Consider the following 14446-nt stretch of genomic DNA (forward strand, 5'->3'; position numbering starts at 1 on the left):
CCGTGCCCGCCGAAGGGTGCCTATTCCAACTCAACCGCGGCGACGGCATCCTTCATCGCCCGGGCTTCCCGAAGCGCGATAAACGCCTGTCCCAGGGCCAGCCCTCCGTCGTTGGGGGGGACCCTCCGATTCCAGTAGGGACGGAAGCCGGCCGCTTGGAGCCGATGAACGGCCCGCTCGGTCAGATATTTGTTCTGGAAGCATCCGCCGCTCAGGACGACCCGTTCTTCTCCGAAGCGAGCGGCGAGATCGACGATCATCTCGGCGAGCGTGTTGTGGAATCGGGCCGAAATCCGCGGGACCGGAACCGTCGACTGGAGGTCTTCGAGAATCGAACGAACCATCGGCTCCCAATCGACGATTCTTAGGGGGGGTTCATGAACCGCCCCTGCCCCGTCACGAATCTCAAACGGATACCCTTCATCCGTCCGCAGGGTCCCCATCGCGTACTCCAGTTCCATCGCCGCCTGGCCCTCGTAGGCGACCTGCTGACGGAGCCCGAGGATCGAAGCCACGGCGTCAAAAAGACGTCCGACGCTGGAGGTCCGCGGCGAATGGATCCCACGGCTAAGCATCCTCCGGAGCAGTTTCCGTTCGGGAAGGGTCCATGATTGGAAAAAGGACGGATCGTTCCGATCAAACAGCCCTTCCTCCATCATCTCGAATAACAGGCCCGCGGCCGCGCGCCGGGGCTCCCGGACGGCGGCCGGGCCTCCCGGAAGACGGAACGGCCGAAACGAGGCGACGCGACGATATGGAAGCGCATCGGCCGCAAAAAATTCGCCGCCCCAGATCGTTCCGTCGTCTCCGTAGCCGGCCCCGTCCCAGGACACGCCGAGGACCGGACCCTCGAGCCCATTTTCGGCCATGCAGGACGCCACGTGGGCCCGATGATGTTGAACGGCGATGACGGGCTCCGGTTGCCTACGGGCAAATTGGCCGGATAAATAATCCGGATGGAGATCACACACAATCCGTTCCGGCCGGACCCCGTAGAGCCCCTTCAGGTCCGCGATCCCCTTTTGGAAGGCCTCGTAAGCCTCCGGGGTTTCCAGATCGCCGATATGCTGACTGATAAAAATTTGCGTTCCCGCCGTCACGGCCACGGTGTTCTTCCGATGCCCTCCGACGGCCAATAGCGAAGGTCCCGGCGCCTCGAGACCCACGGGAAGCGGCGCGTAGCCGCGGGAGCGCCGGAGAACCTGATCGCCATCCATGAGGATCCGGACCACCGAGTCATCCACCGGTCGGAGGATGGGACGGTCGTGAACAAGGAAGCGATCCGCGATCCCGCCCAGCCGGTCGACGGCCTCCCGCTCCTCGGTGCAGATCGGCTCGTCCGAGACATTCCCGCTCGTCGCCACAACCGGAAAACCCAGCTCCCGCATCAACACGTGATGCAGCGGCGTGTAGGGCAGCATGACCCCGAGGTCCGGACAATCGGGGGCGACGGAGGGGGCGATCCGGGATTTCAAATTTGAGCGTTCACGTTTTCGAAGCAATACAATGGGCGCCTCCGGGGAACGAAGCCGGACCGCCTCCCGATCGGAAACGTCGCATTCTTCCCGAATGCCTTCGAGGAAGGGGAACATCAGCGCGAAGGGCTTTTCTCCCCGGCGTTTTCGCCCTCGCAAACGACCCACCGCCTCCTCATTTCGGGCATCGGCGAACAGATGAAATCCGCCGAGCCCCTTGACCGCGACGATCTTCCCCGCGCGGATCGCCGCCGCGGCCCCGACGACGGCTTCGTGATTTCCGGACAGCGGCGCGGCCCTCTCATCCCACAACTCCGGATGGGGGCCGCAGATCGGGCAGGCATTGGGCTGGGCGTGGAAGCGCCGGTCGAGCGGGCTCTCATACTCGCCGCGGCAGGCGTCGCACATCGCGAACTTTTTCATGGTCGTGTTGGCCCGATCGTACGGAAGGGCTTCGATGATCGAATAGCGCGGCCCGCAGCGGGTGCAGTTCGTGAAGGGATAGAGGTGGCGCCGATTCGTGGGATCAAACAGCTCGGCCAAACAATCCGGGCAGGTGGCGATGTCCGGAAGCACCGGCGCGGTCGGGGCCCCGGAATCGTCGCTGTGTCGTATCTCAAACCCGGCGTAACCGACGGGATCATGGAAGGACCACTCGAGGCCCTGGATGATTGAGCCGGGCGGTTTCTCTTTTTCGAGGCGGAGGAGGAAGGCCTCCAGACGGGTCGGGCTTCCTTCCGCCTCGATCAAAACCCCTTGGAGGCCATTGCGGGTCCAACCCGCCAATTTCAACTCCACGGCCAGCCGGTAGATGAAGGGGCGGAACCCGATTCCCTGAACGGCCCCCCGGATGGAAATTCGCAGGCGTTGTGTCATCATCGTTCCGACTCGAAGAGTTCGACCTCGATCCCGTACGGCTCGATCCCGGAAATCAATTCGACCCCGGGCCGGCCGCAGTTCGGACCATGGGCCATGAAACGGCCGCCCTCGAAGTCCGCACCGCATTCCACGCATCGACCACGAACCGGGACCGTTTCGATCCTGAGCTTCGCCCCCTGAGCGGGCGTTCCTTCGGCGGCCATTTCAAACCAGAGCTCCAGCGATTCGGGGGCGATCCGGCTGAACTCGCCCAGTCTCAGTGTCACCGATTTTACGGCCCGCCCCCCGCCCGGGGGAAGATGCCGTCGCAGCGTTTCGACGATCCTCCGCGCCAACGAGAGCTCATGCATGGCGAGCCCCTTTCCGGACGGGTTCCACGCCGAGCGCCCGGAGTTCCTCCGCCAGGACCTCGACCACGCGCGGAAGGGCGTCCAGGAGTTCGGGGGTGAGGTCCGGTCCGACGCTGTGAGCCTCCTTCGGCTGAACCGCGACGATCCGGGTCGGGGGAAGTTTTCCAAGAAACCGGGCGATCGACAGCAGGTCCGCGACGCCCATTTCGTGGGCCGAAAAGACGCCTTCCCGGCGTTCGGGCAGCTCCTCCGGAGAAAGACGGGCGATGGCCCCCGGTGGCTTTTTCCCGTCCGCGGCGTCCACAATCAGGATATTTCCGGCCCCTTCGAATTCGGACAGGCAGCGAAGACCGGCAACCCCTCCCTCCACCAGTCGGACCCGGGGCGGAAGTTCATAGGTCTCGGCCAACGTTCGAACGGCGCGAACGCCGATGCCGTCGTCCTGCATCATCGTGTTGCCCACGCCCAGTACGACGATGAAAGGGGCGCCCGTCATCGGGCCCGCTCGCGACGCGTCTCGGCGTCCACCTTGTGGGCCAGGGCCGTCAGGGCTTCCGCAATCTTTACGGGATAAGGCGGAACCTCTTGAAGCCCGCGGAAGGGCTCGGGCAGGTGCGCCAGCTGGTCGGCGGCGTAGGCGCGCAATTCGGTCAGCGGAGCGGGCGGCTCAAGACGCCGGCCGGCGCTCATCACCGGATGGATCAACGGCTTCCCCTCCTCCGGGCGATCGTCGAGCGTGAGGAGGTCCTCGCGCATCCGGCCGTCCGGGCCGTAGCGCCGGAAAACCTGTTTCCGCCCGGGCCACGTGGCCTTTCCCTCCGAGCGCTTGCGCCGCGCGCGCCCGGCGTATTCTTCGAGCTTATAGGCACAATCCAGGTGCGGCGCGTCGGCCGACGTGACCAGGTCCGAACCGATTCCGTAACCGTCGATCGGGGCCGCGTTCTCGATCAGGCTCCGCAGGCGGGTCTCGCTCAGGTTTCCGCTGGCGAAGATCGTCACATCGGTCAGACCCCCGTTGTCCAGAATTCGGCGTACCTTCCGCGCATGGTCGCCCAGATCCCCGCTGTCGAGCCGCACGCCCTTTATCGCGATTCCTTCCGCCTTGAGCCGAGGGGCAAGCGCCACCGCCATCTCGGCCGCCGCCTCCGTGTCGTAGGTATCCAGCAAAAGCATCACGTTGTCGGGCTGGGCGCGGGCAAAATTGACGAAGGCCTCCTGTTCATCGTCATGGGCCTGGATAAAAGAATGGGCCATGGTCCCGTACGCCGGTATACCGAAGAGAAACTCCGCCAGGACGGTGGCCGACCCGGAAAATCCGGCGAGGTATGAGGCCCGCGCCGCCATCAACCCGGCCTCCGCGCCGTGGGCCCGCCGCAACCCGAAATCGACCAGGAGTTTTCCGGGCGCCGCCAGGACGAAGCGCGCCGCCTTGGAAGCGATCAGGGTCTGGAAGTGGAGAAGATTGATCAGGCGGGTTTCGACCAATTGCGCCTGCGGAAGCGGCGCGGTCACCCGAAGCATCGGCTCATGCGGAAAGAAGAGGGTCCCTTCCGGCATGGCATGGACATCGCCGGTGAACCGGAACCGTTCAAGGTGGTCGACAAAGGACCGGCTGAAGCGGCCGCTCCGGGCCAGCCACTCCAGCTCCCGCGGGGTAAAATGAAGCCCCTCGATGTAATCCAGCGCCTGCTGAAGGCCGGCGGCCATCAGGAAGCCGCGGCCGGGCGGAAGCTTACGAACGAAGAACTCGAAGACGGCCGTCTCTTCCATTCCCCGGTCAAAGTAACCCTGGAGCATCGTGAGCTGGTAGAGGTCGGTGAGCAGGATGCTGGATTCGGACTCCATCGGGCGTTGATCCTCGGCCATGTGTGAAGGGACCCGATCGGCGGCGTTAAATACCCCGGCCTTGCAACCGGTCCTTGGCCCGCTGCACGGATTCAAGGCCGGACTACTCCGTCAGGCTGTCGTCCGGCGGTTCCAGGCTCGAAACCCGGAGGGGGCGGGGCCGGTCGGGCTCCATCGCCCGCAATTTTTCATTCATATCGGTCAGGCGCCTCATGACCGCCGCGTTGATGGTTCCGTCCGGGTATTTCCCGTCCGCTTGCCGTTCACCGGCGGGATGACCGGTTAAGATCTCCATCGCCTCATCCACCGTCGAAGCCGCATACACGTGGAATTGGCCCGAGGCCACGGCCTCCACGACCCCGTCGTTCAACATCAGGTGCTTGAGGTTCCGGCTGGGAATGATCACGCCTTGGTCCCCCGTCAATCCCAGGGCTTTGCAGACGGAATAGAAACCTTCGATCTTTTCGTTCACGCCGCCGATCGCCTGAAGCTCGCCCCGCTGATTGACCGAGCCCGTGATCGCGATCCCCTGACGGAGGGGGATATCGGAAAGGGCGGACAGGAGGGCGATCACTTCGGCCGCCGAGGCGCTATCGCCCTCCACCTCGCCGTAGCTCTGCTCGAAGCAGAGGCTCGCGGAAAGCGACAGGGGAATTTCCCGGGCATACCGGCCGCCCAGATATCCCGAAAGGATCATCACGCCTTTGTTGTGCGTCCTACCTCCGAGCTTGGCCTCCCGCTCGATATTGACGATTCCGGAGGATCCCAAAAAGACCCGTGCGGTGATGCGGGAAGGACGTCCGAACGAGAAATCGCCCAGCTCATAAACGGACAGTCCGTTGACCTGACCCACGACGGTCCCGGAGAGATCCACCATGAGGGTTCCCTCCGTGATCAGCTCCCGGATCTGCTGTTCCAGCAGATTGGATCGATAAATTTTTTCTTCCACGGCTTTCTGAACGTGTGGCCGTGAAACACGGGCGGCGCCCTCCGAATGGGCCCAGTGGCTCGACTCCCGGATCAAATCCGTGAGCTCGCTGAAACGGAGGGAGAGTTTTTTCTGATGATTTGCCCAGCGGGAGGTCTGCTCCAGGAGGGCTCCCACCGCGGTTCGATCGAAATGGAGAAGCCCCTCTTCCCGGCAAATCCGTCCGACGAAATGAGCGTACTGGAGGGGGGCGTCGGCGTCGCGGGGCCGATCCTGTTCGAAGTCGACCCTCACCTTATAAAGTTTTCCGAAATCCTCGTCATAGGCATGGAGCAGGTAATAGATCAACGGGTTTCCGATCAGGACTACCCGCAGATGCACCGGGATCGGCTCCGGCTTGATGCCGGCAGAGGCGATGACGCCGTAGAGTTCGGCAATATCCTCGATCTTGACCTCCCGGTTCTTGATCACCCGCTTGAGCGCGTCCCAGGTAAAGGGGCTCCGGAGCACATCCAACACGTTCAGAACAAGGAACCCGCCGTTGGCCTGAAGGAGAGAGCCGGCTTTAATGAGGGTAAAATCCGTGTAAAGGGTTCCCAAACGGCCTTTCTTTTCGATGCGGCCGATCAGGTTGTTGTACGTGGGATTCCCCTCCTCCACCAGGGGCGCGCCCCGAGTTCCGGCGTTGTCCACCACCACGTTGACCGCGTAACGGGTCATCGATTTCCGCGGGGACTCGATCTCCAGGCCGGGAATCCGAATCGGCGTCTCCTGCTCGGGAAGAAAATCCTTGAAGTTTTCCAGGACATCCTGTTGGACGGCCTGGATGTAGTCCATTACCTTGGGAAAGGCCCGATAATTCTTTCGCACGCTATCGAAGGCATGCTCGGAGGTGAAGTGCGCCGCCTGACGATCCAGCTCCGCGACCTTCCGGTGCATCTCTTCCCGCAGCGCGCGGAGTTGTTGAACGAAGGTGTGAATATGCTCGTGAAGATCCTTCTGCTTCCGTTCAATCTCGTCCCGGGTCCGGGCATCCAACGCTTCGAGTTGCTCGGGCTCTATCGGCTTCCCCCGGACGACCGGAACCACCGCCATCCCAAACGGGGTGCTCTTGATGATGAAGCCGTACTCCCGGGCCTGTTCCTCCAATTGATTCGTGAGGCTGTCACGGGCCTTGGAAAACGTTTCTTCCAATTGCCTCCGTTGATCCTCGTACTCCTTGCTCTGGAACACCCGTGAGATCTCAACCTGGAGGGCCCCGATGAGGCGTTCCATGTCCCGCTGGAACTCCCGTCCTTTCCCCGCGGGCAGGCTCAACACTTTCGGACGATCCGGATCCTGAAAGTTATGGACATAGCACCAATCGTCCGGGGTGGGCTGCGTTTCGGCCACCCGTTTGATCATGGACCTTACGATCGTATTCTTTCCCGTCCCCGGAACCCCGGAAACGTATATGTTGTAGCCCCGGTCCTCAATGTGCAGACCGAAGTCGATCGCTCGAACCGCCCTTTCCTGGCCGATCACGGCGTCTTGCGGGGCCAGTTCTTCCGTGGTCGTGAAGGTGAATTGATCCGGATCCATGCGGGCGCGGAGGGCTTCGGAAGATATTTCCAGGCGGTTCAAGGTCATGGCTTCTCTCTCGTGATGGCCGTTGGAAGAGAACTTTATCCGGTTTGCCGGTTCAATGTCAATGTCCGGGTCCGAAAAGTCCCACGCGGGAGGCACGGGAATAAAAAAACCGAACCCACCGGCTCTCGTGGAATTCGGTCAATAAAAAGAAGGCATCGTCCCAAACGCTCACCTTTCGTCCGTCGGCCCGAATACCGACCGGCCGGTTTGCTGCGATCCTTGGGGGCTGTCGCTGCATTCCCATCCCGGTTTTCTCCGGTCCCGTTACGCACCCAACGGTGCTGCGGACACGTCGAACGTCGACAGGCTTTCTTCGGGGCGGTGCCATTGACCGCGATGCCGTTTTCTGATTGTTGAACCTGAGGCGTTTCTACGAAGTGGGTGCTCTTTTTTGCCCCCCTCCGTCTCCGACAGGAAAGGGGGAAGGCTCCCCTTCTTCAACTGTTCCCAAAGGTCAACCAATCGTCACTAACACCGCAGTCCTATTCTTTTTTTCAAAGAGCATCTCCTTTATCCAACTATATAATACGCCTATGAAGGAACAAATGTCAACTCACACGATATTTCAACCTATTGATAATACATGAATATACTCAAATAATTTTCATGAACATTTTTTTATTATTAACCCTGGGGTATCAGCTCTTATCCTTCTCGACGCCTTGGCTCAGCGCCCGCACATAGGACAACACATCAAGAAATTGCTGTTCCGAGAGCGTTCCTTTCCATGCCGTCATCGCGGTATCCGGATGGCCCTCGCGAATGGCCTTCAGCAGATCGGCGTCGGGTTTGCGTCGGCTCTCCGGACTGGCGAAGTTCGGCGCGGGCGGGTTCAGCGACTTTCCCATCGGTCCGTCTCCACGGCCCTGCGGACCGTGACAGATCAGACAGTTCTTTTCATAGATCGGTCTCCCCTTCGATGCATCGCCGTCAATCCCGGATGCGGGAAGGATCCAAATTCCAAGCCCCAAGATCAGAACGGCGAACAAGATACCGCGAATATTGGACAACATGATTTATTTCCTCCCTGGCGTATGAAGTCGAGCTCCCGCTTGGCCCCAACCGCGATACGGGTCCATCCGTTCGGGATCAGGTCTGGGCTTCTCGACCGCGACGAGCCCGAATCATTTCGACGGTGCTCGCCTGGGGACCTTTTTCTCCCAACTCTTCAACAAACCGCACTTCCATTCCGATCTTCATCCGGTCGAAGGCATCTTTCAGGACGCTGTTTCGATGAAAATAGATTTCCTGGCCGTCCGGCGCCTCGAGGAACCCATACCCCTCCTGCGGAAACAGCTTGCTCACGCGGGCGCGCGTTGCGGACTGGTGGATTTTCACGTCCCCGCGAAGCCGTCGCTCATAATCCTCCAGCTTTCGGCGAGCCGCGTCGAAGGCGTCTCGAACCGCCACGTAGATATCCTCGTGGGGATGGTGTTTGACCACCAGTTCGGAGCCGTGGACGGTCAGATCGATTTGCACTTTATAAAGCATGCCTTGGTGTTGATGCCGGTGGGGATTGTCCACCGTCACCCGACAGCCGATGATGTGATCGGAATATTGATCCAGCTTGGACGCTTTCTCGCGGATTTCGTTATTAACCGACTCGGATATCGAGGCGTTGCGTACCGTAATCTGAAGTGGAATTTTCATCACGCTCCCCCTTAATTTTCCCATTTCCTTGTTTTCGAAGATTCGTTGATCACGACCGAAACCTTGGGAGGATCCGCCAAAGATCGATGGATGGTGCAGCTCTCCAGGACCTTTTGAAGGCGAAGCTTCATCGCCGCCTCCAGCGGAACCGGGAGATCGACATACGCGATCATGGCCCCGACGCGGTGAGGACCCTCGGCATAGTCCCATTGCGTCCTCACCCTCAGTCCGTCCGTCGGGATTTTGTGGCGCTGGCAGAAACGCACGGCAAAATACCCGATGCAGCCCCCCAGGGAGGCGACGAACATCTCAACCGGCGTGACCCCACGATCCTCCCCGCCTTCCTCCCTCGGCTGATCCAGCATGAGGGTATGGTTCCGAACCTGCACGGTCAGCCGAACACCCCCGACCCAGGAAACGATCAACGACTCTTTCTTCAAATCGACCGGTCCTGACATGGTGTTCCACCCCCGGCGAACGGACTTCCGTTAAGAGCCTTTCCCTTCTTTTTTGCCCGCCAGCGCCTTCGGCTTTACCGTAAACACGGGACAGGCGGCCTTTCGCACAACCCGCTCCGCCACGCTCCCCATCAGGACATGTCCCAGTCCCGTGCGCCCGTGCGTTCCGAGCACGATCATATCGGCCGGAATCTCACCCGCGGTATGGAGAATCTCGAGAAACGGAGTACCCTCCTTCAAGATGGCATGAACTTTTGGCCCCTGATGCCGGACCCGATCCGCCAGTTTGTTAAGATTTTCATGCTCCGCTTCCCTGACCTCCTGGATCCACTCATGGATTTCCGGCCGAACACCGGGAGACACGCCCGTATGGCTGAAAAAAGGCGGTTCGAACACATGAAGCAGATATAAATCCGCGCCGAAGCCCCGCGCCAGATGCACGGCATACTCCAAGGCCTCATTGGAATAATCCGAAAAATCGGTCGCCATCAAGATCCGATGAAGTTCGATCATGGTTTTCCCCCCGAGGCTTTTTCAATAAGTCCGATTTAAAGACGGATTCGGGCGGGTTGCCCGATCCGCCCCCGATAACGATACCATTTTTCTCCCTCCAAAACCAGATAAACGGTCAGGGCCACGCCCAGGCACAGGGCCAGTTCTCCCATCGTCAACGCCGTGGTGTGAAAGAACGGCTGCAGGGCGGGGCTGTAGGTGATGGCCAGTTGAAGAACGACGATCACGACCACCGCGCTGACCAGTTTCGGGTTCGAAAACAAACCGATCGTCCACAGCGCGTTCCGCTCCGAGCGCATGGCCAGCACGCTGAACATCTGAAAAATCGTGAGGACGAAAAAAGCGGCCGTACGCCCGTGCCCGAGACCCTGCCCGGCCTGAACCCATGCCAATATGCCGAGGGTCCCCGCCCCGGTGATCAAACCCACCCACACAATCTGGGGACCCAGACCCCCGGTGAACAGGCCCTCCTCCGGATCCCTCGGCGGTCTTTTCATGACATCCCGCTCCGCCGGCTCCACGCCCAGCGCCAGGGCCGGAAGTCCGTCCGTCATGAGGTTGATCCAGAGAATCTGGACCGGAAGCAACGGGAGCGGCAGGCCGAACAGAATCGCGAAGAACATCGTCATGATCTCGCCGCTGTTGGTGGACAATATATACCGGGTGAATTTCCGGATGTTGTCGTAGATGATCCGTCCCTCCTTGACGGCGGAGACAATTGTAGCAAAATTGTCATCCAAAAGCACCATGTCGGAGGCTTCGCGGGCGGCGTCCGTGCCCCCCCGCCCCATCGCCACGCCGATATCGGCCATCCGCAGGGCCGGGGCGTCGTTCACGCCGTCGCCGGTCATCGCCACGACTTCCCCCCTCCTCTTGAGGGCCTGGAGGATCTTTACCTTCTGGTCGGGCGAGACCCGGGCGTATACGGAAACATTGGAAACCAACGGCGCCAAGTCTTCGGGGGACATGGACTCCAGGTCCTCTCCGGTCAGGACACGATCGTTGGGACCCTGGATTTTCAGATGCCTCGCGACGCTTTCGGCCGTCACACGATGATCCCCCGTAATCATGATCGGCCGGATCCCGGCCTCGCGGCAATTCGCCACGGCGGCCAGGACCTCCGGCCGGGGGGGATCCATCATTCCGACCAAACCCAGGAAGACCATCTCTTCCTCCACATCCTTTAAATTCTCCTCGGAGGGCTCGGTTTCCAAGCCGCGCATCGCGCACGCGAGGATCCGGACGCCGTCCGCGGCCAGCTCACGGTGGACCTGCACGATTCGATCATGATGACGACGGGTCAGAGGCCTGCGGACCCCGCCTTCCGTGACCGAGACGGCCCGCCGGAGAATTTCTTCGATGCCTCCTTTGCTGAAGGCGAACAGGCGGCCGGATGGATCCCGGTGGACCGTCGTCATGAGCTTTCGATTTGAATCAAAGGGTTTTTCGGCGATGCGCGGATATTCCGCCTCAAGCCGGTCCTTCCAGAAACCGGCCTTCGCGGCCGCCGCCAACAGGGCCCCCTCCGTCGGATCTCCCAAAATGATCCAGAGATTCTCCCGCCGCTCCAGACGGGCGTTGCTGCAAAGGGCGGCGGCCCGGAGCAGCTGAAGAAGCGCCGGTTCGTTTACGGGGTCCAGCCTCTGTCCTTTTTCCTGAAAATTACCCTCCGGGGCATAATCCGTGCCGGTGATGTTCACCAGGCGCCCTTCGAAATAAACCATCTCGACCGACATGACATTCTGGGTCAAGGTCCCGGTCTTGTCGGAGCAGATCGCGGTGACGGAGCCCAGCGTTTCCACGGCGGGCAGCTTCCGGATCAGCGCATTGCGGCGGGCCATGGCCTGCGCTCCGATCGCCAGAACGATCGTCACGACGGCCGGGAGCCCCTCCGGGATCACCGCCACGGCCAGACTGATCGCGGTCAAGAGCATCGTCTCCGTCGGTTCTCCCCGAAGGAGACCGGCGATGAAAATGACCGCCGTCATGGCCACAGCCGCGCCGGCCAGCCATTTTCCGAGATGGGCCAAACGGAGTTGAAGCGGCGTCTTGCGGTCTTCCACCCTCTGGAGAAGGCGGGCGATCTTCCCGAGTTCGGTTCCCATCCCCGTTTCGGTCACGACGGCCCAGGCATGGCCCGCGACCACCGATGTACCCATAAATACCAAGTTGAGCCGATCCCCCACGGAAAGATCTTTCTTGTGGAGGACCCGGGGGTGCTTGGCGACGGCGACGGACTCCCCGGTCAAATGCGACTCGTTCAACCTCAATTGCACCGCCTCGATAATCCTCCCGTCGGCCGGAATCCTCTGGCCTTCGTTCAAGGCGATGAGATCTCCCGGAACCAGGTCCCGGGATGAAATCTCTTGAAGGGTTCCCCCGCGCCGGACCACCACTTGGGGACGCTCAAGCTTCTTTAAGACATTCAGGGCCCGCTCGGCGCGGTACTCCTGAGCGAATCCCAGGGAGGCGTTCAACCCGACAATGACAAGAATCATCACCGCATCGGAGATGTCTCCCATCCAAACGGCGATCAGGGCGGCGGCGAAAAGGATGAGGATCATCACATCCTTCAACTGCCTGGAGAGAATGGGCCAGACGGTCTTCCGGTCCTCTTCCTTTAATTGATTGGACCCGTACTCCCCCAGCCGCCGCTTCGCTTCGGCAACGGATAAGCCCGCCCGGGAACTGTCCAAGACCCGGAGAACCTCCTCCGCCTCCATCTGGAACCACGGCCGGGCCATCAATCAGCGTTTTCCTCTCGTTTTCCCGACGGAAACCGTCTCGAGGTCCCTGGCCTCCTTGCGGTTCAGAAGAATCAGGGGATCGACGATTTCCCCGCAATAGACGCAATGCCATCCCTCATAGGACCACGGCCCCCCTTCGCTCTCGACATTGACGAACTCCTCAAAGTTCATCTGCCCGCCGCATTTCGGACATTTCATCTTGATCATCCCCTTCCTGTTTTGTGGGGGCTCATCTCGCCGCCTCCGTCCGCCTGGGGCGGCCTTCCCCTCGTGCTCTCCGCCTCCGGCGGATTGCTCGCTGGTAATATCCCCCCCGTTTACTCCACCTTGATCTTTACTTCTTTCCGCTTGGCCTCCTCCGTCTTGGGCAAGCGCACCTCCAATACCCCGTCCTTGAAATTGGCATAGGCCTTATCGGCCTTCACCTCTTTGGGCAGGTCAATCGTCCGCACGAAACTCCCGTATGAGCGTTCGGAATAATAATACCCTTTCTTTTTAACCTCTTCTTCCTGTTTCTTCTCACCCTTGATGGTGAGAAGGGTGTCGGAAATATTGATATCCAACTCCTCCTTTTTCATCCCGGGTATCTCGGCCTTGACCACGACGTCGTCCTTCTCTTCGTATATCTCGATCGCCGGTTCTCGGATCCCGATCTCCCGAAAGCGGTCGGGCCAGTTTAAGCCCCAAAAAGGTCTCCGGAAGAAATCGCCGAACATGCGCTCGGCCTCCCGCTCCATGCGGCTCAACTCCGTAAAAGGTCTCCAGGGTGTCACCTCCCGCGTCTCTTTCTCTTTTTCCTTCGACATGGCCGAACCTCCTTCCTTTGTGATAACCATCCAAGGGATGAATGGTCTCTTATCGTTCACGTCCCCGATGCCACTTCACCCGGATGAATTTATCATCCCGGGACCAATGGTACGTGACATCGCCTTTGTAAGCCCGGTGGATTTCCATACTGACCCGTTGGGCAAAGCGTTCGCTGGTGGTCTGGATCTCCACGGATTTCAGATTATCCTTGATCGAAATAATACGCTCGAGGGGATTGACCCTTTTGGCCCGGGCTTCTTCGTTCCGAACCAGGTTCAGAATCTCTTCCCGGTTGGGGGCCAAGAACTCTCCGCTCAACGTGATGATCCCGCCCGGAAAAGAATCCCGCTTCTTTTGACAGGCCGGACACGTAATGGAACGGGTCTTACGATTTCTGGTCGTGGCCGGAAGAATTTGCATGGACCAGCGCTTGTGATGAAACACCGCCCCGCAGCTTCGGCAAACGGCCGCTTCCTTCGGTCCCATCAGCGGCAGGTAGGGATCCCGATGGACCGGAAGATTTTTTCGAATCGGCATGGCCCCCTCCCTTTATCAAAACCCGCCGGCTCTTTTCGCCGGATCCATGGCGAAGCGATCCCTTAACGGGTGAACAAGCCGTTCAAAATCCGAATACCGCATCGCAATCATCTCGTGATGCGTTCCCGATTGAAAGAAAATCTCCGGTTCGAGGGCGAGAGATTCATCCACAAAGACCCGGAACTCGTAGAGGGTGCCGAATGGCGGGATGGCCCCCAACTCGCAGTCCGGAAAAAGTTTTTCCAAAACCGCTTCCGTTGCCAGAGACACTTGAGCCGCCCCGATCACTTCCGAAAACCGGTCGAGATCAAGCTGACGGTGAGCCGGAAGGACCGCCATGACATACCGGCCGTCGGCCAAAACCATCACCGCCTTGGCCACTTTCCGTCCGGAGGTATGGATCGAGGCCGCCAGTTCGGGCGCCGTATAAACCTCGGCGTGTGGGATCACCCGGTACGGAACCTTCTCCGTCTCGAAAAGCATCTTCAGCCGTTCGGGAGCCGTCGGCCACCCGGAGCGCTCCCTTTTTTTCCCAATCCCCTTGTAGCCTCTCCACCATTCCCTCAGCTTCATCGCGCTTTTCATCTCAAATGGGAGCATGACACACCTCCTGACGGGAACCCTTCTC

14 protein-coding genes are annotated in these 14446 nt (G+C 60.3%); all 14 read right to left on the bottom strand.

Annotated elements, in window-relative coordinates; translation table 11 throughout:
• Positions 1-20 precede the first annotated feature (20 nt).
• The 14 genes from hypF to VMN77_02690 all read right to left on the bottom strand — a co-directional run bounded on the left by hypF (position 21) and on the right by VMN77_02690 (position 14418).
• A complete protein-coding gene (hypF, locus tag VMN77_02625) occupies positions 21-2354 on the bottom strand; it encodes a carbamoyltransferase HypF (GenBank protein ID HTN42671.1) in 2334 nt (777 codons plus the stop codon).
• A complete protein-coding gene (locus VMN77_02630; protein ID HTN42672.1) occupies positions 2351-2704 on the bottom strand; it encodes a hydrogenase maturation nickel metallochaperone HypA in 354 nt (117 codons plus the stop codon). The genes hypF and VMN77_02630 overlap by 4 nt, the downstream gene beginning before the upstream one ends.
• Positions 2697-3200 (bottom strand): HyaD/HybD family hydrogenase maturation endopeptidase, encoded by a 504-nt coding sequence (locus VMN77_02635; protein HTN42673.1) that lies wholly within the window; start codon positions 3198-3200, stop codon positions 2697-2699. The genes VMN77_02630 and VMN77_02635 overlap by 8 nt, the downstream gene beginning before the upstream one ends.
• A complete protein-coding gene (locus tag VMN77_02640; GenBank protein HTN42674.1) occupies positions 3197-4549 on the bottom strand; it encodes a nicotinate phosphoribosyltransferase in 1353 nt (450 codons plus the stop codon). The genes VMN77_02635 and VMN77_02640 overlap by 4 nt, the downstream gene beginning before the upstream one ends.
• A gap of 103 nt (positions 4550-4652) precedes the next feature.
• A complete protein-coding gene (locus VMN77_02645; GenBank protein ID HTN42675.1) occupies positions 4653-7106 on the bottom strand; it encodes an ATP-binding protein in 2454 nt (817 codons plus the stop codon).
• A gap of 638 nt (positions 7107-7744) precedes the next feature.
• Positions 7745-8119 (bottom strand): cytochrome c, encoded by a 375-nt coding sequence (locus VMN77_02650; GenBank protein HTN42676.1) that lies wholly within the window; start codon positions 8117-8119, stop codon positions 7745-7747.
• Between the two features lie 76 nt (positions 8120-8195).
• The gene (locus VMN77_02655) at positions 8196-8756 is read right to left on the bottom strand and encodes an HPF/RaiA family ribosome-associated protein (GenBank protein ID HTN42677.1); all 561 of its coding nucleotides are present in this window, start codon (positions 8754-8756) and stop codon (positions 8196-8198) included.
• 11 nt (positions 8757-8767) lie between these two features.
• A complete protein-coding gene (locus tag VMN77_02660) occupies positions 8768-9214 on the bottom strand; it encodes an OsmC family protein (protein HTN42678.1) in 447 nt (148 codons plus the stop codon).
• 30 nt (positions 9215-9244) lie between these two features.
• Positions 9245-9727, bottom strand: coding sequence for a universal stress protein (locus tag VMN77_02665; protein ID HTN42679.1), 483 nt, complete (start codon positions 9725-9727; stop codon positions 9245-9247).
• Between the two features lie 35 nt (positions 9728-9762).
• Entirely contained in the window at positions 9763-12471 is a 2709-nt protein-coding gene (locus VMN77_02670) for a cation-translocating P-type ATPase (GenBank protein HTN42680.1), read from the bottom strand.
• 3 nt (positions 12472-12474) lie between these two features.
• Positions 12475-12672: a hypothetical protein gene (locus tag VMN77_02675; protein ID HTN42681.1), complete on the bottom strand. Its 198-nt coding sequence runs from the start codon at positions 12670-12672 to the stop codon at positions 12475-12477.
• 119 nt (positions 12673-12791) lie between these two features.
• On the bottom strand, positions 12792-13280 hold the full coding sequence (locus VMN77_02680) for an Hsp20/alpha crystallin family protein (protein ID HTN42682.1): 489 nt from the start codon (positions 13278-13280) through the stop codon (positions 12792-12794).
• Positions 13281-13329: 49 nt separating this feature from the next.
• Positions 13330-13818 carry a BCAM0308 family protein gene (locus VMN77_02685; GenBank protein HTN42683.1) on the bottom strand — a complete coding sequence of 163 codons (489 nt, stop codon included), beginning with the start codon at positions 13816-13818 and terminating at the stop codon, positions 13330-13332.
• A gap of 15 nt (positions 13819-13833) precedes the next feature.
• Positions 13834-14418, bottom strand: a complete 585-nt coding sequence (locus VMN77_02690) for a YbaK/EbsC family protein (GenBank protein HTN42684.1) — start codon at positions 14416-14418, stop codon at positions 13834-13836.
• Between the last annotated feature and the right edge of the window lie 28 nt (positions 14419-14446).

This window comes from Nitrospiria bacterium, from assembly GCA_035498035.1.
Taxonomy (GTDB): domain Bacteria; phylum Nitrospirota; class Nitrospiria; order JACQBZ01; family JACQBZ01; genus JACQBZ01.

Bases quoted from the DNA above. Each gene is read 5' to 3' on its own strand.
- hypF (HTN42671.1), bottom strand. From the start codon at position 2,354: ATGATGACACAACGCCTGCGAATTTCCATCCGGGGGGCCGTTCAGGGA.
- VMN77_02630 (HTN42672.1), bottom strand. From the start codon at position 2,704: ATGCATGAGCTCTCGTTGGCGCGGAGGATCGTCGAAACGCTGCGACGG.
- VMN77_02635 (HTN42673.1), bottom strand. From the start codon at position 3,200: ATGACGGGCGCCCCTTTCATCGTCGTACTGGGCGTGGGCAACACGATG.
- VMN77_02640 (HTN42674.1), bottom strand. From the start codon at position 4,549: ATGGAGTCCGAATCCAGCATCCTGCTCACCGACCTCTACCAGCTCACG.
- VMN77_02645 (HTN42675.1), bottom strand. From the start codon at position 7,106: ATGACCTTGAACCGCCTGGAAATATCTTCCGAAGCCCTCCGCGCCCGC.
- VMN77_02650 (HTN42676.1), bottom strand. From the start codon at position 8,119: ATGTTGTCCAATATTCGCGGTATCTTGTTCGCCGTTCTGATCTTGGGG.
- VMN77_02655 (HTN42677.1), bottom strand. From the start codon at position 8,756: ATGAAAATTCCACTTCAGATTACGGTACGCAACGCCTCGATATCCGAG.
- VMN77_02660 (HTN42678.1), bottom strand. From the start codon at position 9,214: ATGTCAGGACCGGTCGATTTGAAGAAAGAGTCGTTGATCGTTTCCTGG.
- VMN77_02665 (HTN42679.1), bottom strand. From the start codon at position 9,727: ATGATCGAACTTCATCGGATCTTGATGGCGACCGATTTTTCGGATTAT.
- VMN77_02670 (HTN42680.1), bottom strand. From the start codon at position 12,471: ATGGCCCGGCCGTGGTTCCAGATGGAGGCGGAGGAGGTTCTCCGGGTC.
- VMN77_02675 (HTN42681.1), bottom strand. From the start codon at position 12,672: ATGAAATGTCCGAAATGCGGCGGGCAGATGAACTTTGAGGAGTTCGTC.
- VMN77_02680 (HTN42682.1), bottom strand. From the start codon at position 13,280: ATGTCGAAGGAAAAAGAGAAAGAGACGCGGGAGGTGACACCCTGGAGA.
- VMN77_02685 (HTN42683.1), bottom strand. From the start codon at position 13,818: ATGCCGATTCGAAAAAATCTTCCGGTCCATCGGGATCCCTACCTGCCG.
- VMN77_02690 (HTN42684.1), bottom strand. From the start codon at position 14,418: ATGCTCCCATTTGAGATGAAAAGCGCGATGAAGCTGAGGGAATGGTGG.